Origin of the sequence: Brucella sp. NBRC 113783, assembly GCF_040372265.1 — a bacterium.
Lineage (GTDB): Bacteria > Pseudomonadota > Alphaproteobacteria > Rhizobiales > Rhizobiaceae > Brucella > Brucella teleogrylli.
Genome location: NZ_BAABRX010000001.1, coordinates 517,062 through 538,462, shown reverse-complemented (window position 1 = coordinate 538,462; position 21,401 = coordinate 517,062). Strand labels below are relative to the sequence as shown.

Below are 21,401 nucleotides of genomic sequence, written 5' to 3'. Positions count from 1 at the left end.
CCCTGTAAATGACAAGGCGTATCTAGCGCATCAAGACAGCCAAAAAAATGGCAAGTTTGAGCGATGTGTCTAACTAGCCTTTACCCGCCGCCAGGCGAACCCACCTTCCGCCGGAATGGAACCGCGCCCCGGCTGATAGTAACCGGGTGTATCGACCAGACGGTTTTCGCCAAGACGGCTCTGGGCGACCTTGTTGGTCACCTGAAGACTGTCGAAGCCGGTGCGCAGCATCAGCGCCGCCTGATCGATCAGCACATCGCCGACGGCGCGCAACTCACCCGCAAAACCTTCGCGGCGCAGAATCTCGGCCTTGGAATAGGAGCGACCATCGTTGAAAGCCGGGAACTGCAAGGCGATCAGCGGCAGGCTGCCCAGATCATTCAACAGCGGTTCAATCGCTTCGCCCGGCGCAACCGAAACGCCGATGCGGCGGTTGGAGGCGCGGCGGCGCTCTTCATCTAGGCCGAGCCAGACGGCGAGCGGAATGATGATCGCCGGGGCATCGCCCGCAGCTTCAAGATCGTCGGCAAAGACATAATCGTCTTCGCGAAAGCCATCGGAGGACCAGAGTTTGGTTTCGTTGATATCGCTCATTTCCGCTCGGTGGCTCCCAATGTTTTAAGGCTGTCGGCAAGGCCAGTCAGATGGATGCCACATTCTGTCTTTTCTGATCCCGCCCAGCGTCCGGCACGCTGGTCTTCGCCGTCGTTCACGGGCCGCGTGCAAGGCATGCAGCCGATGGAACGATAGCCCTGCGCAGTCAGAGGATGCGGCGGCAGATCGTGCTTTTCAGCGTAGGCCTTGAGGTCTGCTGCCTGCAAACGCGCTAGCGGATTGATACGAATGCGCGGGCCGACCGATTCAAACACCGGCAAGCTTTCGCGTGTCGATGCCTGAAACTGCTTGCGGCCCGTCATCCAGGCGCGATAGGGCGCGACGGCGCGCGCCATCGGCTCAACTTTGCGGATGAAGCAGCAGCGGTCCTTATCGGTCATCGACAGCGCGCCAAACGGATCATCGCTTTTAAGACTGTCCTCAAGCGGCAGGATATCCTGCACATCGGTCAGCCCCAGCCGGTCCACCAGATCGTGACGATAATCGAGCGTGGCCCGGAAATGCTTGCCCGTATCGAGAAACAATACCGGTGTCGCCGGATCGACTTCCGAAATCATATGCAAAAGCACAGCCGATTCCGCCCCGAAGGAAGACACAACCGCGATCTGCCCGTCATAGAGTTCACGCGTGACGAGCGCGATCACTTCCTGCGGGGTAGACGCGCCGTGGCTTGCCTCCAGAAGGCGGGCTTCGGCGGCAGCACTTTCTTCAGCATCAAGCTGCACGGCTTATTTCTCCATAAAGCGCGCGTTTGAACGGTTCCATGCCAACGCGGCGATAGGCGGCCAGGAAGTTTTCCTCTGGGCTTTCACGCAAGGCGAGATAGGTATCGACCACCGTTTCGATGGCATCCACCACTTCTTCCGACGAAAAGCCGCGACCGGTGATTTCACCTATGGTCGAATGCTCGTCCGCCGAACCGCCAAGCGTGATCTGATAGAGTTCCTCACCCTTTTTCTCGACGCCCAGAATGCCGATATGACCGACATGGTGATGGCCGCAGGCATTGATGCAGCCGGAAATCTTGATCTTGAGATCGCCGATTTCGAGCTGACGCTGCTGGTCGCCGAAGCGTTCGGAAATGCGCTGCGCCACCGGAATGGAGCGCGCATTGGCAAGGGCGCAATAGTCGAGACCGGGGCAGGCGATGATATCGGTGATGAGACCGGCATTCGGCGTCACCAGCCCATCCGATTGCAGCAGATCATAGACGGCTGCAAGATCGGCCTTAGCCACATGCGGCAGGACCAGATTCTGCTCGTGGCTGACGCGGATTTCGTCGAAAGAATAGGTTTCGGCAATATCCGCCACCAGTTCCATCTGCTCGGCGCTCGCATCGCCGGGAATACCGCCGATGGGCTTCAGCGAAATGGTGACGACCGCATAATCCGGGTTCTTGTGCGGCGTGACATTGCGCGCCACCCAGCTTGCAAATTCCGCATCGGCCTTCTGGGTAACAGCCAGCACTTCCCAGCCTTCCGGCCGTTGCGGCAACTTCGGCATGCGGAAATAGCTTTCAATCGAGTCGATATCGCGCTGCGGCAGCTTCAGCTCGCCATTGCGGATTTCTTCCCATTCAGCATCGATCTCGCGGGTCAGTTCTTCAACGCCCGTTTCATGGACGAGGATCTTGATGCGCGCCTTATATTTGTTGTCGCGACGGCCATGCAGATTATAGACGCGCACGATGGCCGTCACATAGGTCAGCATGTCCTCGATGGGCAGGAAGTCACGAATCTTCTTCGCCACCATCGGCGTGCGGCCCTGACCGCCGCCGATATAGACAGCAAGGCCCAGATCGCCCGCCTCGTTCTTCTTCAGCTGCAAGCCGATGTCATGTACCTGAATGGCGGCGCGGTCATGGTCCGAGCCGACAATGGCGATCTTGAACTTGCGCGGCAGATAGGAAAATTCCGGATGCAGCGACGACCATTGGCGCAGGATTTCGGCGAAGGGGCGCGGATCGGCCACTTCGTCGGCGGCAGCGCCTGCGAAGTGATCGGCAGTCACGTTGCGAATGCAATTGCCGGAGGTCTGGATGGCGTGCATCTCGACTTCCGCCAGCTCTTCCAGAATGCGCGGCACGTCCTTCAGCGCAGGCCAGTTATACTGGATGTTCTGGCGCGTGGTGAAATGGCCAAAGCCGCGATCATAGACGCGCGCAATGTGACCAAGCTTTCGCAACTGGCGGCTCGACAGCGTACCATAGGGAACCGCCACGCGCAGCATATAGGCGTGCAATTGCAGGTAAAGGCCATTCATCAGGCGCAGCGGACGGAACTGTTCTTCCGTCAGCTCTCCGGTCAGGCGGCGCTCAACCTGATCCTTGAACTGGGCAACGCGGGCCGCAACGAAATCGCGGTCGAATTCATCATAACGATACATAGTCTAAATCCAGATCAGAGCATTTCCAGCAAAAGTGGGAACCGGTTTTGCGTCCGGAAATGCGTCAACAGATATTACGAGGCGCGCTTCAAAGCAGGCTTGTCGAGGGGCAGATCACCAAAGGTCACGATGGTCGGGCCGGAAAGGCGGATCCGCTCGCGCAGGCGGATCGGGTAAAGCCCCTCCTCGCGCTCCTCAACATCGATCACATTCACATCGACAACCAGATTGGCTTTCGCTGCAACCTTGCCCGCGTCTTCCAGCGCCGTCACAGCTTCGGCGTGGCGTGCAACCAGCGCGCCGTCGATGGTCTCCTGCCACGAACCATCGGCACCGAGCCACACAGCCTGCCCGTCGATCAGCCGGTTTGCAGTGAGAACTTTTACGACCATTTCCAAACTCCAAACTTTTGTTAACCGCGCATCCTGCGGGTTTAGGCTGCGACGGAAACCGGCTTGAGGGCCAACGCTTCGGCTTTGTCGATTGCGGCACCGGCGACCGCATCGCCAATGATCACCATGACCGGGCCGGAAAGCTCCTTGCGGCTTTCCAGATCCGGCAAATCCTTCAGCGTGCCGTGGAATAGGCGCTTGTCCTGCCGGCTCGCATTTTCCACCACCGCCACGGCGGTATCTTCATGCAGGCCCGCACCAATCAGGCGTGCGGCAACCGATGCCGCGACCGTGGAGCCCATATAGACGGCAATGGTTGCGCCGGAGACGGCAAGCTTGGCCCAGCCCGGCAGCACATCGCCCGTCATATCGTGACCAGTGGTGAACACCAGCGACGAGGCGACACCGCGCAGCGTCAGCGGCAATTCCATATCGGCAGCGGCGGCAAAGGCCGAGGTGATGCCGGGCACGATTTCGAAACCGATACCAGCGGCACGCAGCGCCGCCATTTCCTCGCCTGCGCGTCCGAACACCAGCGGATCGCCGGATTTCAGCCGCACAACGCGCTTGCCTTGCCGCCCCAGCGAAACCAACAGGCGATTGATCTCTTCCTGGCTTTTGGAATGGCAGCCCTTGCGCTTGCCGACGGCGAGGCGTTCGGCATCGCGGCGGCCCATGGCAATCACGCCTTCCGGCACCAGCGCATCATGCACGATGACATCGGCTTCCATCAAAGCGCGGTGGGCGCGCAAGGTCAGCAGGTCTTCAGCACCCGGTCCGGCACCAACCAGCCAGACATAACCGGCGGCATTGTCGCGCTGCTCGATCAGGTCGCTCGCAGCCTTATACGCTTCCGCGCGATCACCATTTTCAATGGCGCTGGCAACACGGCCCGAAAAGAAGCCGCGCCAGAAGCTGCGGCGCGCCAGCCCCTTGGGCAATGCGCGCTCGACCAGCGGACGCCAGCTTTCGGCGAAATGCGCAAGCTCGCCAAGGCGCGGCGAAAAGGCGGCATCGATACGTGCACGAACCATCTGCGCCAGAACCGGAGCGCTTCCTTCCGAGCCGATGGCAATCGTCAGTGGCGCGCGGTTGACGATGGCAGGCGTCAGGAAATCGCAAAGGGCAGGACGGTCAACGACATTGACCGGGATCTTCTGCGCCTTGACCGCAGCGGCAATGGCGCGATCCTGCGCTTCGTCGCCGGTTGCCACGAAAACAAGCTTCGCGCCTTCGATATGTTCCGGCGCAAAAGGTGCCGCCACATGCTGCACACCATGGCTTGCGATGAACTCGGCCAGATGATGTTCCGTTTCCTCGGCAACGATGCGAAGGCGTGCGGATGTCTGCGCCACAAGGCGCGCCTTGTTCAAAGCTTCCTCGCCGCCGCCAACGACGACAACCACCTCTTCCGACACCCGGAAGAAGGCAGGAAAATCAGCCAGTAAACGCTTTTGCGGTAGAGACACGATGCCATCCTTGAGAGCATTTCCAGCGAACGCGGATACCGTTTTCGCGTGCGGAAATGCGTCTTGTGAAAGTTGGCGCCATTATCCATGGAGAGCGGGAGATTTATAAGAAACGGGCTTGCGCGCGAAAATGATGGCGAGCATCACTTTTTCTCAAAACAGCCGTTTGCGGGATTTTAATTTCCCGTAAGGCCGGAAATATATCCCACAATTTTTATAGGATTTACATAGGCTTATCGATAAGCGCCACTCGAGAAGAAGGCCGGAACGTGTTTTGGCCAGCGGCGCGGCAGCACGGCAATCAGGTCGAAACGAAGAGACAGACGGTCAAGGTCGGGCTGGCGTTGCAGCCAGAGATCAGCTGCGGCTTCGATACGGCGCATGGCCTGCGGCGTGACGGCCAATTGCGCTGCTTCGAGACTGCTGCGCGCCTTGACCTCGACGATCAGCACCAGATTACCCCGTCGGGCGATCAGATCGATTTCGCCGAGCCGTGTCCGATAGCGCCGCGCGACAATGCGAAAACCTTTCAAAAGAAGCACCATCGCCGCAAAGCGTTCGGCGCTATGTCCGCGAAAGAAAGCAACGCGCTTTTTCTCGCGGAGGTCTGTCATCGCTGATCCGATTTCAGTTGCATAAGACGCTGATAGAGAACCGATTTCTGCCCGCCTGTCATGCGCGCCGCCTCGCCTGCAGCCTTGGATGGCGGCAATTCGGCGGCAAGCGACAGAAGCAGCTTGTCGATGTCTTCCTCGCTTTGCGGAATTGTGTTGCCTGTCGGCGGGCCGACCAGCAGAACCACTTCGCCGCGAATGCGATCCTCACCGTCGAATTCCTTCGCCAGTTCGCCCAACGGAGCAGTGCGAATGGTTTCATAGGCCTTGGTCAGTTCGCGGCAGAGCGCGCCCAGACGATCCGACCCGAACACTTCGGCCATTTCGGCCAGCGTCGCCGCTGTCCGATTTGGCGATTCGTAGAAGACCAGCGTTGCGTCGATTCCCTTGAGACTTTCGAGCTTCGTCTGCTTTTGCCCGTGTTTTGAAGGCAGGAAGCCGCAGAACATGAAGGCGTCGGTCGGCAGGCCCGAAGCGGCGAGTGCGGCCAGAACGGCGGAAGCACCCGGAATGGGAACGACACGAATACCCGCCTCGCGGGCTTCGCCGACCAGACGAAAGCCCGGATCGGAAACGAGCGGCGTGCCCGCATCCGACACCAGCGCAACGCTTTTGCCCGCTGACAGCGCGGCAATCAGCTTTTCTCCGGCTTCGGCGGCATTGTGCTCGTGATAGCTGATCGGGCGGCGGGAAATGCCGTAGCGGTCGAGGAGAACACGGGTCACACGCGTATCCTCGCAGGCCAAAACATCGGCTGCGGCGAGCGTTTCGATGCCGCGCAGCGTCATATCGCCAAGATTGCCGATCGGCGTCGAGACGATATAAAGCGCGGGTTCCAGCGGACGGGCGCGCATGGCTGTGCCACCCACCACATAATCGCGCCGTGCGTCGCCCATATCCTCAGTCATTGCTTACCCCTCATGCGGCCAGATCGGCCACCAGCGCATCCAGCACCAGCGCACCGTCCGGTGTTGCGCGAATGATGCTACCGCCCATCGGCTCGATCATGCCCTCGGCAATCAGTTTCGCCAGACGCTTCTGGTCAACGCTCTGGCCCGACAGCCGCTTGTATCGATCGAGATCGATGCCTTCGCGCAGACGAAGCCCCATCATCAGAAACTCGTCGCCCTCCTGCCCGCCATCGAGATATTCTTCCTCGACAATGCCATGACCGCGCCGTTCGACATGATCGAGCCAGGTTTCCGGGTGCTTTTCGGTCATGGTGACGGTGCGAACATCATTTTCCACGAAACGCCCATGCGCGCCGGGGCCGATGCCGACATATTGGCCATAGCGCCAATAGACCAGATTGTGCTGCGACTCGCGCCCCGGCACTGCGTGATTGGAAATCTCATAGGCCGGAAGTCCATGCTCTGCCGTCACCCGCTGCGTTTCTTCATAGAGCGCTGCGGCGTGGTCCGGCTCCGGCGTGGTCAGCTTCCCAGCCTTCCAGAGATTATAGAACTGCGTGCCTTCCTCAATGGTCAGCTGATAGAGCGAGAGGTGATCGGCAGCCAGTCCGATGGCCTCCTTCAGCTCTTCGCGCCATGCCTCAATGCTCTGGTTCGGACGCGCATAGATCAGATCGAAGGACAGGCGCGGGAAAATCTCACGCGCTAAGCGAATGGCCGCCTTTGCCTCATCGACCGAATGCATACGCCCCAGACGGCGCAGATCGGGATCGTTCAGCGCCTGAATGCCGAGCGACACGCGATTGACGCCTGCGGCGCGATAGCCGCGAAAACGGTCGGCTTCCACACTGGTCGGATTGGCTTCCAGCGTCACTTCGATGTCGGGTGCGACAGACCAATGCGACGCAATATTATCGAGAAGCGCACCCACTGTTTCGGGCTGCATCAGCGAGGGCGTGCCGCCGCCCAGAAAAATGCTGGTGACCGTGCGTGGGCCGGTGCGCTCGCGCAGCGTTTCCATCTCGCGGCGAAACGCTTCAGAAAACCGCGCCTGATCCACCGGCTTATGACGGACATGGCTGTTGAAGTCACAATACGGGCATTTGGCCAGACAGAACGGCCAATGCACATAGACGCCGAACGCATTTTCCCCGTTTACCCGCGCGATAGGGATCATGCTGGCAGCATTTTTCGCCTGCAAAGGGGGAAAGAGCCTGTTCATTTCGCGGAAGCCGGCTCCACGTTGAGCGCCTTTTCGGCGAAAAGCTTGAAGGCGCGGGCGCGATGCGACAGGGCCGAAGCGTCGCCCGGCTTCCAGCCGTGCTTCTCGTCGGCGGACATTTCACCAAAGGTTTTCTCATGGCCATCCGGCAAGAACACCGGGTCATAGCCGAAGCCGGTCGTGCCGCGTGGCGGCCAGATCAGCACCCCTTCCACTTCGCCGCGGAAATATTCCGCTTCGCCATCCGGCCATGCAAGGCAGATGACGGAGACGAAACGCGCGCCGCGCTTGTCCGGGCTCGTCGCACCCTTTTCCTGCAAAAGATCTTCGACCTTGCGCATCGCCATGTTGAAATCACGCGTGCCGTCTTCGGTCTCGGCCCAGTTGGCGGTATAGACGCCCGGCTCGCCATCCAGCGCATCGACCATCAGGCCGGAATCGTCGGACAATGCGGGCAAGCCGGTGGCTTCAGCCGCTGCAAGCGCCTTGATATAGGCGTTTTCCTCAAACGTGGTGCCGGTCTCGTCCGGCTCCGGCAGGCCAAGTGCCGCGACCGAGCTGACATCGAAGCCGAACGGGCCGATCAGCCCGTCGAATTCCTTCAGCTTGCCCGCATTGTGCGAGGCGACAATCAGCTTGCCCTTTTCCAGCGTTCTCATTTTCAGTTCCATAGTTTGGGTTCGGCGATCTCCAGCGAATTGCCGGATGGATCGCGGAAGTAAATCGAATGTGCGCCATTGGGCCAATCGAAACCGGCCTCAATGGCGACGCCATGTTGTTGCAGATGTTCCCGCCAGTCGTCGATCTCGGCACGACTTGCGGCAAAACATACATGACCCGGCCCCGTCGTGCCATGTGGTGGCACAGGCAGATGGCCGGGCAAAGGCGGCTTCAAGGTTTCTTCCGCCTTGAAAAGCAGCAAAATGCCCTCGCCGCAGCGGAAGAAAGCGTTGCGCTCGCTAAGCTGGCCCACCGGCTCCAGCCCCATTGTGTCGCGATAGAATTCTACCGCCTCGGCGACGTCGCGAACATAGAGAGCCGTTTCAAGAATACGTGCAGCGCGCATGGATCAGGTCTCCTTATTCAGATGGAGCAGACACTGTCCTATCAGAGCCTGTTCCAAAAGTCGTCTTGTGCGGCTGCAAATACGCTTTTTTGAGTGAGGCTCTTAAGCGACCGCCATTTTCTGCAACGACACAAGACGATCCACACCGCTGCGCGCCAGCTTCATCAGGTTCAGGAACTCTTCTTCCGAGAAAGGCGCACCCTCGGCGGTGCCCTGAATTTCAACAATGCCGCCTGCGCCGGTCATGACGAAATTGCTGTCGGTCTGGGCGACGGAATCTTCCGCATAATCGAGATCGAGAACAGGAGCGCCTTCATAGATGCCGCAGGAAATAGCCGCAACGTGGTCCTTCAGCACCTTCTCGACCCGTACCATCTGGCGCGCTTCCATCCAGCGCAGGCATTCATGTAGGGCCACCCAGCCGCCGGTGATGGCTGCCGTGCGCGTGCCGCCATCGGCCTGAATGACATCGCAGTCCACCGTGATCTGCACTTCGCCCAGCGCTTGCATATCGACAACAGCGCGCAAGGAGCGTCCGATCAGACGCTGGATTTCCTGGGTACGTCCGCCCTGCTTACCGGTGGCTGCTTCACGGCGCATGCGGTCGCCGGTCGAACGCGGCAGCATGCCGTATTCCGCCGTAACCCAGCCCTTGCCGGTATTGCGCATCCAGCCCGGCACCTTTTCCTCAAGGCTTGCCGTGCACAGAACATGGGTGTCGCCGAATTTGACCAGGCAGGAGCCTTCCGCATGTTTGGAGATGCCGCGCTCGAAAGAGACGGCGCGCATTTCGTCGGCAGCACGCTTGGATGGACGCATATAGTAAATTCCTTGATCGAGTTTTTTGGGATTCAAAGTTTTCCGTGCGGCTTTTTAGGCCCCCCGGGCACAAATAGAAAGGCATTTCACATCGTTCCGGGGCCAAAGATATGTTGAGAGGATTGCCAGTGTGAGGCTAAAGCCTTTGACGCTTGGCGCAGCAACCTTATATTCAAGGCAAGCAATCAACAGGTTCGCCGCTCTATCATGATGAAATCGCCTGAACATCAGCTTTTGAATTCGCTCGACCAGCGGTCGCGCGAAATTTTCCGGCTGGTCGTCGAGAGCTATCTCAACGACGGCGACCCGGTCGGTTCGCGCAATCTGTCCCGTCTTCTGCCACATTCGCTCTCGCCCGCCACCATTCGCAATGTGATGAGCGATCTGGAGCATCTGGGCCTGATCTATGCGCCGCATGTGTCGGCGGGCCGTCTGCCGACGCAGATCGGCCTGCGCTTTTTCGTCGATGCCTTTATGGAAGTCGGCGATCTGGCGCCCGGCGAGCGCTCGTCCATCGAGGCGCAGGTGCGCGCCGCCGGAAACAGCAATTCGGTTGAAAACGTGCTGACCGAGGCAAGTCAGGTCCTGTCGGGCCTGTCGCGGGGGGCCGGTCTCGTGCTCGCCACCAAGACCGAAGGCGCGCTGAAACATATCGAATTCGTGCGGCTGGAACCAACCCGCGCGCTGGCCGTGCTGGTGATGCAGAATGGCGATGTGGAAAACCGCGTCATCAATCTGCCGGTCGGCATCAGCGCATCGCAGCTGGTCGAAGCGTCCAATTTCCTCAACGCGCATATTCACGGCCATACGCTTTCCGAAGCCAAGGCCGAGTTGAAAGTGCTGATGGAGGAAACCCGTCAGGAACTCGACCAGCTTTCGCAGGAACTTGTCGAACAGGGCCTCGCCGTCTGGGGCGGCACCGGTTCCGACCAGCCGTCACGGCTGATCGTGCGGGGGCGCGCCAATCTTCTCGAAAACATTCACGCGCAGGAAGATATCGAGCGCCTGCGCCATCTCTTCGACGATCTGGAAACCAAGGACGGCATGGTCCAGCTTCTCGATCTGGCCGAAACCGGTTCGGGCGTGCGCATTTTCATCGGCTCGGAAAACAAGCTGTTTTCACTGTCCGGCTCGTCGCTTGTGGTCGCACCCTATCGCGACAGCGAACAGCGCGTGGTCGGGGCGCTTGGCGTCATCGGCCCGACCCGCCTCAATTATGCGCGTATCGTGCCGATGGTGGACTATACGGCACAGATCGTGTCGCGGCTGTTGCGGTGAGGTGTCAATCTTACCGGGTCAGCAGAAATTAAGCCTTGATTTTAATGGCCTGAAACTCGATATCCGCCCCAGAAGATATTCAAGACGGAAGAAGCATTATGTCTGACGAAAAGAACAAAACCGAGAACCCCGATCTTGAGCAGCGCGACATCAACAATCCACGGGATCGTGAGGCGCTGAACCGGGCTGCCGCCGATTTCCTGAAAGCGCGCAAGGCGGAAGCCAGCGCCGAAGTTGCGGAAGACGAAGCGGACAATGCGGTCGATGAAACCGCAAACCGTATTCTCGCGCTCGAAGCCGATAATAAGGAACTCAAGGACCAGGTTCTGCGCGTTGCTGCCGAAATGGAAAACCTGCGCAAGCGCACCCAGCGCGACGTGCAGGATGCCCGCACCTATGCGGTGACCAATTTCGCCCGCGACATGCTGTCGGTTTCCGACAATCTGCGCCGCGCCATCGACACCATTCCTGCCGAAATGCTGGAAGCCGATGCCAGCCTGAAGTCGCTGGCCGAAGGCGTGGAAATGACCGAACGCGCCATGCTGCAGGCGCTGGAACGCCACGGCGTTACCAAGCTTGAGCCGGAAGGCCAGAAATTCGACCCGAATTTCCATCAGGCCATGTTCGAGGTACCGAACCCGGATCTGCCGAACAATACCGTCGTGCAGGTTGTGCAGGCGGGTTACGCCATTGGCGACCGCGTGCTGCGCCCGGCCATGGTCGGCGTATCCAAGGGTGGCCCCAAGGCTGCTGCCGAAAATGGCGGCGCGGAAGCCAACAGCTGATAAAGCCTATCTACTGAGTTAGACGATCAGAGCGGCGGTTTATCCGCCGCTTTTTTGTATCTGCTGACCTGCGCTCATACACACATATTGCCAAGGCGCGCAGAGCAATAGAAAATCGCATCATATATCTTGCTGGGGGAGCCCGCGTGACCGTCGTGCAGTTTCTGAACTTTGCGGGTGTTTTCGTCTTCGCGGCAACAGGCGCGCTTGCAGCCTCGCGGCGGCAGCTCGATATTGTGGGCTTCATCTTTCTTGCCAATATCACCGGCATCGGCGGCGGAACGCTGCGCGATCTGATGCTGAGCACGCCGGTTTTCTGGGTTCAGGAACCGATCTATCTGCTGGCGGGCACACTGGCCGCCTTCGCGGTCTATTTCACCGCTCATAGGGTGGAATCACGCTATCGCGTGCTGCTCTGGCTCGATGCCATCGGCATGTCGGCCTACACGGTGATGGGTGCCGCCAAGGGGCTTGCGCTTGGCGTCAGCGCGCCGGTTGCCATCGTCACGGGCATTTTCACCGCCACGCTGGGCGGTATCCTGCGCGATATGGTGGCCGGAGAGCCATCGGTGATCATGCGGCGGGAAATCTATATCACGGCGGCACTGGCTGGCGCCTGCCTCTATGTCGGGCTGGCGCGCCTTGGTGTCGATCCGTTCTTCTCGGCGGTGGTCGCAGCGCTGACCAGTTTTACCGTGCGCGGCGGGGCGCTTTATTTCGGCTGGAACCTGCCGGTTTATAAAAGCCGTCCCGGCCGCACCGAAGAAGAACTCCAGCGCGACCGGATCATTCGGTCCGAATAGAGACCAGCACTACAGTTGCAAATTCGTCAGGCCGTGGCGAAACGAGTGATTTTCGAGCACCGGAGCGGAGCGTACTTTTGGGTACGTGAGCACCGGCGCGCAGGAAATTGCTCGTTGCAGCCCGGCATGGCGAAGAATGCAACTGTAGTGCTAGATCAGGCCAGCCTGACTTGCAGCAGCCTCAAGGCTGAGCAGCGGACGCGGGCCCATCTGCTGGATGATGAGACCGGCGGCAAGCGAGCCAAGCCGTGCGCAATCTTCCAGCGAGCGGTCCTTGGTATAGCCATAGAGGAAACCCGCCGCATAAAGATCGCCTGCACCGGTCGTATCGACCAGTTCGTCGATCTCGATGGCTGGAACTTCGAGCGTCTGATCAGGCGTCACAATGACAGCGCCCTTTTCCGAGCGCGTGATGATCGACAGCTTGCAATCCATCCGCATTGAGGCAATCGCCGTTTCGAGCGACTTGGTCTGATAGAGCGATTTGGCTTCGTCTTCATTGGCGAAGACGATATCGACCGTGCGCTGGCGCATCAGGTCGAGAAACTCTTCGCGATAGCGGTCCACGCAGAACGGATCGGAGAGCGTCATGGCCATTTCATGGCCCGCCTCATGCGCGATCTTTGACGCCATCACGATGGCTTCCTTAGCGCGCGGCGGGTCCCACAAATAGCCTTCAAAATAGGTGACTTTGGCATCGGCGACCTTGGAGGTCTCGACGTCTTCCGGTCCAAGCTCGACGCAAGCGCCGAGAAACGTGTTCATCGAGCGTTCGCCATCCGGCGTCACGAAAATCATCGAGCGGGCGGTCGGCGACCCCTTTTCCAGCGGACGCGTATCGAAGGCCACGCCCTGCGCGCGGATATCATGCGCGAAGACACGTCCGAGATGGTCAGTCGCTACCTTGCCGAAATAGGCGGAGCGTCCGCCCAGGCTGGCGACGCCTGCCGCCGTGTTGCCCGCGCTGCCGCCCGACATTTCAGTCGCCGGACCTGCAATGCGGCTATAGAGCAATTCTGCACGATCGGCATCGATCAGGTTCATTGCGCCTTTGACGATACCGTTGGTTTCGAGAAATGAGTCGTCCGTACGCGACAGAATATCGACAATGGCATTGCCGATGCAAAGAACGTCGAATGTGGCCATGAGCGCGAGAAGCTCCCCTTTTTTCAGTTCTCCAGCCCGCCCTCGATATGGCAGGAGGAGGCTTTGGCGCCAGCTGCGTATCGTGGAATTGATACGCTTATGCAAATATGCGCGTGCGGGTTTAGCCTTTTGCCGCCCTTTTGGCTACCCCGCGCCAATCCCGGGATGTGGGTAGTCCGGCTTGCACAGCCAACGGCTCGTTCCTATTTTCAGTTCGTCCACAGCCAAAACGGGCGCAAAACGGAAAAAGAATGATCATAGATGCTGCCTTGAAAGCCCTCTCCCGCCTGCTGACGCCGGAGTTTCGCTCGGTTTTCTGGAAAACGCTGGGTCTGACGCTTTTGCTGCTGGCCGGTCTCTGGGTCAGCATTCGTCAAATCTTTTTTACCTATGCCTGGCCGTGGATGGAGCAATTGCTGCCGGGCATGCCCGCATGGGCAGGCTGGCTCGGAATCGTCGCCGCTGTCGCGGCGGGACTGGGGCTTGCGCTTGTGCTGGCGCTGATGATCGCGCCGGTGACCGCTCTTGTGGCCGGTCTGTTCCTCGACGATGTGGCGGAAGTGGTCGAGCGCACGGATTATCCGAACGATCCTGCGGGCAATGCCCTGCCGCTTGGACGTTCAATTGTGACGTCGCTGAAATTCCTCGGCGTGGTGATCCTTGGCAACCTGCTGGCGCTAGCTCTGCTTTTCGTACCGGGGATCAACCTGATCGCCTTTTTCGTCATCAACGCCTATCTGCTCGGACGCGAATTTTTCGAATTCGCCGCCATGCGCCATCGCACCGAAGCGGAAGCCAGGGCGCTACGCTCGCATTATGGCGTGACGGTCTTTCTGGCAGGCTTGCTGATCGCCGGTTTCATGGCCATTCCGCTGGTCAATCTTCTGACCCCGCTTTTTGCGGCAACTATGATGGTGCATCTGCACAAGGCCATATCGCAGCGCGAGGCCGCAAAGCCTGTCAGAACTTAAGCCTGAGGCGGAAGCGGAACCAGTGCGGCGGGCACGTCGCAGGTCTTTTCCGGCGACTTACAGATATCGGCGATGACGCAGTGTTCGCATTCGGGCCTGCGCGCCTTGCAGGTATAGCGCCCGTGCAAGATCAGCCAGTGATGGGCGTGCAACATATATTCCGCCGGTATCACCCGCACCAATATCGCCTCGACCGCTTCCGGCGTCTTGCCGGGCGCCAGACCGATCCGGTTGCCGATACGCAATATATGCGTGTCCACCGCCATGGTCGGCTGGCCGAACGACATGTTGAGCACAACATTGGCGGTCTTGCGCCCGACGCCCGGCAGTTTGACCAGCTCGTCACGGTCGCCTGGCACCTCGCCGCCATAGTCGCGGATCAGTGCTTCCGAAAGCAGGATGACATTCTTCGCCTTGTTGCGCCAAAGGCCGATGGTGCGAATGTGACTGCCGACCTTTTCCTCGCCCAGCGCCAGCATTTTCTGCGGCGTATCGGCAACCGCAAACAGGCCGCGCGTGGCCTTGTTGACGCCCGCATCCGTCGCCTGCGCCGACAGCACCACCGCGACCAGCAGGGTGAAGGCGTTCACATGCTCCAGTTCGCCCTTCGGTTCCGGGCGCTGCACGGAGAAGCGGCGAAAGATTTCGTGAATCTCATCAGCCGTATAGAGCGTACCAGCCACGCGGCGTGGACGCCGTGCTGGCGGGGCGGCGGAAACAGTCACGGGCGATTTGATTTTGGCCTTTTGCATTCTGTCTCTATACTGAGGTCTGTTCCTGGAAGACAACCCGCAGCTTGACGCAGGCGGCGTTCAAAGGCTCAGACACCCATGCACCATCCAGACGGCGCGGAACCGGACAGGTTCGAGACCCCTATTTTTGAAGCCTTGCTGAGACCCTATCGCTCGCTGGGGCGCACGGGCTTTACCGTTCTGATGGCAGCCCTCATCGCCTGCTGGATTGCTGTCGGCATTCTGTTCTGGTCCATCGGCGCTTGGCCGATCTTCGGCTTTTTCGGCCTCGACGTGCTGTTGATCTATCTGGCATTTCGCTGGAATTATCGCGCGGCGCAGGCCCGCGAAGAGATTTCCGTTTCGCGTGCAGCCCTGCACATCCGCCAATACGCACCATCCGGCAAACTGACCGCACATCAGTTCAATCCGTTCTGGACACGCTTTCGCGTGGCGCGAAAGCCGGACATCGGCATCACGGATATGAGCGTTGAAAGCCGCGACAAGCATGTCGCCATCGGCAGCTTTCTGAACCCCGACGACCGTGAGGATTTCGCCACCGCTTTTCGCGCAGCGCTTGCCGAAGCAAGACGGTAGAACACATTTCTCGATATGCTAAGTTTGACACTGCCCGCCCCGCAACAGTGGCGGGTATCGCCCTCCCCATCGTCGTTTTACGATAGAACGAAGGGGGATTCCGGCATTGGCCCTTGAAGTCGGGCTTTTCACAAGCCATATCAGTTAGCGAAGAGATACGCCGAACGGGTTCTCTTCATAACGGTCGCTTCTCATCAAGGACTGATGCAATGACAAGAATGACTCCGTTTTCGAGCCCTCTCTTGCTCGGATTCGACACGATGGAAAAGACACTCGAACGGATTGCAAAATCCGGCGATGGCTACCCACCCTATAATATCGAACGCCTGCGCGGCGAAACAGGCTCTGAGCGCTTGCGCATCACGCTTGCCGTGGCAGGTTTTGCCAGCGACGATCTCGACGTCATGACGGAAGACAACCAGCTTGTCATCCGCGGTCGACAGACCGACGACACCGAACGCGAATATCTGCACCGCGGCATCGCGGCGCGTCAGTTTCAGCGTGTGTTCGTGCTGGCCGATGGTATGCGGGTGCTGGGTTGCGAGTTGAAAAACGGTCTTCTCGCTGTCGATCTCGACCGACCGGAACCGGAACGGCTGATCAAGAAAATCAACATAGCTGTGAAAGACTGAAAAACGTTCAGGTTTCGTTCAGTCATTAAGGCTATGATAACTATCGTGAAGCTCTGGTGCGGCATAGCCGTGAATGGTGTGCCGCTCAAATGGAGGCTAAGACCATGAACAGACAACAGGTTCTCACCGAAAATGAATTCGCTCATCTGGGCGAAGGTGAAATTGCCTACGTGCGCAAGATTCGCTCCGACGACCTTGCTCGCAGCTTCCCTGCCCTCCCACCAATCGAGCCGGGCCTTGAGCTCTGGGCCCTCTTTGGCGCAAGCGGCGAGCCTATCGTGCTCTCCGATGTCCGCGCCACCGCGCTGCAAGGCGCCCATGAACACGAATTACGCACGGTGCTGCTCAACTAAAATGGCAGCCCTGTCGAATATGTGGCGATAGCGGCCCGCCTTGTAAGGAAGCTGCTATCGTCCTCATTGCGCCATTGCCGGCATCAGCCGGGCGCGACTTCTCAATCTACTGACACTTGAGTTGTTCTTGCTTGAAGCAGTCATGATACTGCTTCGAGAAATTGAGACTGCTTACCGTGTTGAGCTTCGATAAGCGCTTGCTTACAAGTCGCCTGGGCATTCTTGAAGCAAGCCTCCCTCGCATTAGCCAGCGCGGAACCGGAAGGCCTTCACTTTGATGTGCCCAATTGTATTGCCTCAACCGAGCACAGAGTGCCGATATGTTTGACACAGTCACGATGTTCCTGCGAAAACTGATCCGAATGTCTTTTATTGCACATTTCAACCGCTTTATTGATGCACGCCATCCTGTCCACAGCCAAAGCAGCATTTGAAATAGATAGAAACGAAATCAATGCAAAAATTACTTTTCTCAATTTATTCTTCCTTAGTATAATTAATCTAAATTACTTTCCAAATCCGGGACAGAGAGGCAGATTTTCCATTAGACAATTATGATAATTAGGATTGAATTCTAGTAAATCGCTCCCGTGCTTCGCGGTACATTCTTTGACGACACGCTCTACGCACTCCGCCTTAGTTTCTTCAGCTAGGGCGGAACCGGAAAACACAATCGTAACAATAAATATTGAAATATATTTCTTCATGTAATTTGTCCTGGTTATGAAATTTACACATTCCGTTTACACGAATGCCATCAATTGCATAATCCATATATTATATTAGTATAATAATACTAGCGATGACGCTGAAATACAAAAGCCGCCACTCTGTCCGAGTGACGGCGTTACCAAATGATTTACCGGAATGCTTCTGTTTTGACGAAATCGTCAGAACCGCTCCGTATATTTGCTTTCTGGCATTTCTGAACGCAAAACCGTTACACACTTCCTTTTGAAAAGCGCCGGTACGAACAAATCCGGCGCTCCAGTTCTTGTATTTGAAGCACAATCTGTCGAGCCGCGTTCACGCCGGTCGGATTATGCTCAGTGGCTCAGGCGGCGTTGGACGCCGGCTGGGCTGTCAAAAATGAATAGAGCGCCTGTGCATCATGGGTGCCTCGCAGCTTGGCGACCATATCCGGGTCGCGGAGCATACGCGCAATGCGCGACAAGGCTTTCAGATGATCGGCCCCGGCATTTTCCGGAGCCAACAGCAGGAAAACGAGATCGACAGGCTGATCGTCCAGCGCCTCGAAATCAACCGGCGTTTCAAGGCGCGCGAAGATGCCGGCAATCTTGCCGATATTCGCCAGCTTGCCGTGTGGAATGGCCACACCGCTGCCCACCCCGGTTGAACCGAGGCGTTCACGCTGGAGAATTGTTTCGAAAACTTCACGCTCAGGGAGACCGGTCAGTTCCGCAGCCTTTTCAGACAAAATCTGCAAAAGCTGCTTTTTGGAGCTGGCTTTCAGCGCGGGGATAATCGCCCCCGGCTGAATCAGATCACTAAGATCCATTCTCTCCGTTCCTTCTTCAATCAGACCGTTTGCGGCCCGGTTTTGGGAAGCGCACGCAACCACCCATAAATGGGCTCGCCCTTCACTGGCGATAACGCGTAACGTGCGCTTCGGGTTTGCCGTCAGACGCGAGGCGCGGCCTGGCGGGTAACCGTCGATGGGTCAACCCAGCCAATATTGCCGTCCGCTCGACGGTAGACGATGTTTACTTCATCATTGCCCGCGTTCCGGAAAACCAGAACGGGATTTTCAATCAGATCAAGCTCGACCACCGCCGAAGCCACCGACATGGTGCGCAGGGCGACGGACGTTTCCGCCACAATGGTTGGCGCATAATCGGCCGGAAGCTCCTCCTCTTCCTCCGGCAGCGGTGCCATAACACGATATGCCACGTCGTCATAGATCGCATTTGGCTGGGTAGCCGTACGCGACTTCAGACGGCGCTTGTAGCGCCTAAGGCGGGTTTCGATCTTGTCCGCTGCCGCATCAAAAGCCAGCTGCGGATCCTGCGCATCGCCAGTGCTTTGTAGCGTCGCACCACTGTCGAGGTGCAATGTACAATCCGCACTGAATCGTGAACCGGACTTCGTGACCGTTACCTGCCCGGAAAAGCCATGATCGAAATATTTGCCGACCGTTTCATTCACCCGATCCACGATCCGGGTTGTGAAAGCTTCACCGACGTCCATATGCTTTCCAGATACACGCAGAGTCATTGGCACACCTCATTTGCGTTACACCACAGGGCTTAGTCTAATCACAAGGCAAGCGAAGCGCAAAGCGAACCGTCATCAAAGATGGCTTTCATCCTACGGGTTTTTCAGCCTTGATCCGGATCGCCGGCCAGAGCCTTGAAACACCTTCGAAATCCACGCTTTTCCGGTTTAAAACCGGTCAAACGGCACCCCGAACATCCCTTGTCTTATGCAACGCCCCAAACGCGTGATCGTTGCCCTTTCTGCTAAACTGCCTTTCCTTTAAGCAATCGGACATCCGCATTCTCTTTCAGAAAAAGCCGATGCATATTTCGTGCCACATACGCATAAGGCCGCAAAACCGAAGAATTCCGGCTTTTTCGGGCCAGCGTCGCAGCGCGAGCGGGGCTTCTATTGATTGAAACGGCGCTTGTCAATTGGTCCTCCTGCCAGTAGCCCAACTCGAAACGCTGCCGGTTCTCACGATCATCATCGATTTTTTCTGATCGTGCGGTGCTTCAAGTTCAAAATTTCAGAGCATTCTCTTGGGGCTTGAACTGGTCGAAAACGCTCTGGAGGTACAATCGTCTATTCCAGGCCGCCGGGGAACCGGTGGTTTAAACAGTTGTTTTGACACACATCTTTTCCGAAAACTGCTTCGCGTTCCGGGATGCGTTCTAAGAAACAGAAAGCTTGGCTTTCTTTTCACGCCTGCGCTGAACCGATGAAGCAATATTCATCGATTCCCGATATTTTGCGACCGTTCTGCGCGCAATATCCACACCGTCCTTCTTCAACGCATCAACAATTGCATCGTCAGACAGCACATCATCGGGCTTTTCGGCGTCGATCATCTGGCGAATACGATGCCGCACGCTTTCAGAAGAATGGGCGTCACCGCCCTCCGAAGAGGCGATGGAAGCCGTGAAGAAATAGCGCAATTCGAACACGCCGCGCGGCGTTTCCATGAACTTGTTGGCGGTCACGCGGCTGATGGTGGATTCATGCATACCCACCGCATCGGCGACCATGCGCAGGTTCAAGGGCTTGAGATGGGTCACGCCCTGACGCAGAAATCCGTCCTGCTGGCGCACAATTTCCTGCGTCACCTTCAAAATGGTTCGCGCGCGCTGATCGAGGCTGCGCACCAGCCAGCTTGCCGTCTGCATGCAATCGGCCAAAAACGTCTTTTCCTCAGCCTTTACCGATCCGCTGACTTCCGCATAATATTCATTGTTGACAATAAGCCTCGGCATGGCCGCCGGATTGAGTTCAATCGCCCAGCCTCCGTCACGTGACGGCGTCACCACCGCATCCGGCACGATGGCGTCGGCCACCGCCACCTCGAACAAAGCGCCGGGCTTCGGGTCCAGCGTACGGATTTCAGACAGCATGTCGAGAATGTCAGCCTGATCAACCCCACAGAGCTTTTTCAGCGTCGCAAAATCCCGTCGCGCCAAAAGGTCGAGATTGTCCACCAGCGCTGCCATGGCTGGATCGAAGCGGTCTTTCAGGCGCAGCTGAATCGCAAGGCACTCGCGCAGATCGCGTGCAAAAATTCCAGGCGGATCAAAGCTTTGCAGGATCGCCAGCACTCGTTCGACCTCCGAGGTCTCGACGCCGAGATTTTGCGCCAGACCGATAATATCGCCCCGCAGATAGCCGCTTTCGTCCAGCGCATCGGCAAGAGCCATCGCGATGAAACGGTCGGAGGTTTTCGGAAAGGTCAGGGCAATCTGCTCGCCCACAAAGTCAGCCAGCGAGACCCGGCTCGCCGTCACCTGATCGAGATCATATCCGCCACCGCTGCCGCCACTATAGGCGTCGAGGGTCGACGATTTCCATTGGGCGGCAAGGTCTGGATTGATCTCGTCATAGCGCCCCGGATCATCGGGAAAGATATTCTCCAGCGAGCTGTCGAAGGTGGTGGAGAGATTTTCAGCTGCGTCCGGCGCGTCGGTCTTGAACCAATCCGCCTGCGCTTCGTCGAAGGCCCCATCATCCGTTCCATCATCACTTGCGGCAGAACGGTCATCATCCCGCGCCGCGTCAGCGCCGGAAAAATCATCATTTGCTGCCTCTATTCTGTCCAGCAGCGGATTTTTTTCGATTTCCAGATCGAGAAAATGTTCAAGCTCAAGATGCGTCATCTGCAGCAGTTTGATCGACTGCATCAGCTGAGGCGTCATCACCAGCGATTGTGACTGACGAAAATCGAGCTTAGGCGACAGAGCCATACGACGCGTTAATTCCCCCTGCGAACGACTGGTCGACCGAACCCTGAGCCGCTATTTTCAGCCGATCTTTCTGACCGGCGCTTCTTCCCGATCAAAACTGGTATGAACCTTGCTTGTCAATTCAGAATGTGCAGTTTTGGGACAAATGAGGAAAATAGTCG

At 58.0% G+C, this 21,401-nt stretch carries 23 protein-coding genes; 7 read left to right on the top strand and 16 right to left on the bottom strand.

Features of this window, described 5'->3' with window-relative positions; translation table 11 throughout:
- Positions 1-69 precede the first annotated feature (69 nt).
- From ABWW11_RS02470 to rph, 11 genes are all read right to left on the bottom strand, one after another.
- Positions 70-594: a DUF934 domain-containing protein gene (locus tag ABWW11_RS02470; protein WP_109368203.1), complete on the bottom strand. Its 525-nt coding sequence runs from the start codon at positions 592-594 to the stop codon at positions 70-72.
- Entirely contained in the window at positions 591-1,340 is a 750-nt protein-coding gene (locus ABWW11_RS02465; RefSeq protein WP_109368202.1) for a phosphoadenylyl-sulfate reductase, read from the bottom strand. Before ABWW11_RS02465 ends, ABWW11_RS02470 begins: the two co-directional genes overlap by 4 nt.
- Entirely contained in the window at positions 1,330-3,000 is a 1,671-nt protein-coding gene (locus tag ABWW11_RS02460) for a nitrite/sulfite reductase (RefSeq protein ID WP_109368201.1), read from the bottom strand. Before ABWW11_RS02460 ends, ABWW11_RS02465 begins: the two co-directional genes overlap by 11 nt.
- 74 nt (positions 3,001-3,074) lie before the next feature.
- Positions 3,075-3,392, bottom strand: coding sequence for a DUF2849 domain-containing protein (locus ABWW11_RS02455; RefSeq protein WP_109368200.1), 318 nt, complete (start codon positions 3,390-3,392; stop codon positions 3,075-3,077).
- A gap of 41 nt (positions 3,393-3,433) precedes the next feature.
- Entirely contained in the window at positions 3,434-4,861 is a 1,428-nt protein-coding gene (cysG, locus tag ABWW11_RS02450; RefSeq protein ID WP_124915164.1) for a siroheme synthase CysG, read from the bottom strand.
- 233 nt (positions 4,862-5,094) lie between these two features.
- On the bottom strand, positions 5,095-5,475 hold the full coding sequence (locus tag ABWW11_RS02445) for a YraN family protein (RefSeq protein ID WP_109368198.1): 381 nt from the start codon (positions 5,473-5,475) through the stop codon (positions 5,095-5,097).
- Complete coding sequence (rsmI, locus tag ABWW11_RS02440) at positions 5,472-6,383, bottom strand: 16S rRNA (cytidine(1402)-2'-O)-methyltransferase (RefSeq protein WP_109368197.1); 912 nt, start codon at positions 6,381-6,383, stop codon at positions 5,472-5,474. The genes ABWW11_RS02445 and rsmI overlap by 4 nt, the downstream gene beginning before the upstream one ends.
- A gap of 10 nt (positions 6,384-6,393) precedes the next feature.
- On the bottom strand, positions 6,394-7,608 hold the full coding sequence (gene hemW, locus ABWW11_RS02435) for a radical SAM family heme chaperone HemW (RefSeq protein WP_109368196.1): 1,215 nt from the start codon (positions 7,606-7,608) through the stop codon (positions 6,394-6,396).
- Positions 7,605-8,267: an RdgB/HAM1 family non-canonical purine NTP pyrophosphatase gene (gene rdgB / locus ABWW11_RS02430; RefSeq protein WP_109370147.1), complete on the bottom strand. Its 663-nt coding sequence runs from the start codon at positions 8,265-8,267 to the stop codon at positions 7,605-7,607. Before rdgB ends, hemW begins: the two co-directional genes overlap by 4 nt.
- A gap of 2 nt (positions 8,268-8,269) precedes the next feature.
- The gene (locus ABWW11_RS02425) at positions 8,270-8,674 is read right to left on the bottom strand and encodes a VOC family protein (RefSeq protein ID WP_109368195.1); all 405 of its coding nucleotides are present in this window, start codon (positions 8,672-8,674) and stop codon (positions 8,270-8,272) included.
- A 102-nt stretch (positions 8,675-8,776) separates the two neighbouring features.
- Entirely contained in the window at positions 8,777-9,493 is a 717-nt protein-coding gene (rph, locus tag ABWW11_RS02420; protein WP_078339626.1) for a ribonuclease PH, read from the bottom strand.
- A 207-nt stretch (positions 9,494-9,700) separates the two neighbouring features.
- Here rph and hrcA point away from each other — a divergent pair, with 207 nt between their 5' ends.
- The 3 genes from hrcA (at position 9,701) to ABWW11_RS02405 (ending at position 12,359) form a co-directional block, all read left to right on the top strand.
- Complete coding sequence (hrcA, locus tag ABWW11_RS02415; protein ID WP_109368194.1) at positions 9,701-10,771, top strand: heat-inducible transcriptional repressor HrcA; 1,071 nt, start codon at positions 9,701-9,703, stop codon at positions 10,769-10,771.
- Between the two features lie 98 nt (positions 10,772-10,869).
- Positions 10,870-11,556 (top strand): nucleotide exchange factor GrpE, encoded by a 687-nt coding sequence (gene grpE / locus ABWW11_RS02410; RefSeq protein WP_109368193.1) that lies wholly within the window; start codon positions 10,870-10,872, stop codon positions 11,554-11,556.
- A 146-nt stretch (positions 11,557-11,702) separates the two neighbouring features.
- Positions 11,703-12,359, top strand: a complete 657-nt coding sequence (locus tag ABWW11_RS02405; RefSeq protein ID WP_109368192.1) for a trimeric intracellular cation channel family protein — start codon at positions 11,703-11,705, stop codon at positions 12,357-12,359.
- A gap of 150 nt (positions 12,360-12,509) precedes the next feature.
- Here ABWW11_RS02405 and ABWW11_RS02400 read toward each other — a convergent pair whose 3' ends face one another.
- A complete protein-coding gene (locus ABWW11_RS02400; protein ID WP_109368191.1) occupies positions 12,510-13,505 on the bottom strand; it encodes an adenosine kinase in 996 nt (331 codons plus the stop codon).
- A 251-nt stretch (positions 13,506-13,756) separates the two neighbouring features.
- Between ABWW11_RS02400 and ABWW11_RS02395 the strand changes: the two genes are divergently transcribed.
- Positions 13,757-14,476, top strand: a complete 720-nt coding sequence (locus tag ABWW11_RS02395) for a sulfate transporter family protein (RefSeq protein ID WP_109368190.1) — start codon at positions 13,757-13,759, stop codon at positions 14,474-14,476.
- On the opposite strand, the gene nth is transcribed toward ABWW11_RS02395, so the two are convergent.
- A complete protein-coding gene (nth, locus tag ABWW11_RS02390; protein ID WP_109368189.1) occupies positions 14,473-15,228 on the bottom strand; it encodes an endonuclease III in 756 nt (251 codons plus the stop codon). The two genes, ABWW11_RS02395 and nth, sit on opposite strands and share 4 nt — an antisense overlap.
- A gap of 78 nt (positions 15,229-15,306) precedes the next feature.
- On the opposite strand from nth, the gene ABWW11_RS02385 reads away from it, so the two are divergent.
- From ABWW11_RS02385 to ABWW11_RS02375, 3 genes are all read left to right on the top strand, one after another.
- A complete protein-coding gene (locus ABWW11_RS02385) occupies positions 15,307-15,804 on the top strand; it encodes a DUF2244 domain-containing protein (protein ID WP_109368188.1) in 498 nt (165 codons plus the stop codon).
- 209 nt (positions 15,805-16,013) lie between these two features.
- Positions 16,014-16,436 carry an Hsp20 family protein gene (locus ABWW11_RS02380; RefSeq protein WP_109368187.1) on the top strand — a complete coding sequence of 141 codons (423 nt, stop codon included), beginning with the start codon at positions 16,014-16,016 and terminating at the stop codon, positions 16,434-16,436.
- Positions 16,437-16,525: 89 nt separating this feature from the next.
- Positions 16,526-16,789, top strand: a complete 264-nt coding sequence (locus tag ABWW11_RS02375) for a BQ00720 family protein (protein ID WP_371830795.1) — start codon at positions 16,526-16,528, stop codon at positions 16,787-16,789.
- A gap of 1,054 nt (positions 16,790-17,843) precedes the next feature.
- Here ABWW11_RS02375 and ptsN read toward each other — a convergent pair.
- The 3 genes from ptsN to rpoN form a co-directional block, all read right to left on the bottom strand.
- On the bottom strand, positions 17,844-18,308 hold the full coding sequence (gene ptsN / locus ABWW11_RS02370; protein WP_078339638.1) for a PTS IIA-like nitrogen regulatory protein PtsN: 465 nt from the start codon (positions 18,306-18,308) through the stop codon (positions 17,844-17,846).
- 122 nt (positions 18,309-18,430) lie between these two features.
- Positions 18,431-19,024, bottom strand: coding sequence for a ribosome hibernation-promoting factor, HPF/YfiA family (hpf, locus tag ABWW11_RS02365; RefSeq protein WP_109368185.1), 594 nt, complete (start codon positions 19,022-19,024; stop codon positions 18,431-18,433).
- Between the two features lie 656 nt (positions 19,025-19,680).
- Positions 19,681-21,240, bottom strand: a complete 1,560-nt coding sequence (rpoN, locus tag ABWW11_RS02360; RefSeq protein WP_109368184.1) for an RNA polymerase factor sigma-54 — start codon at positions 21,238-21,240, stop codon at positions 19,681-19,683.
- Positions 21,241-21,401 lie beyond the last annotated feature (161 nt).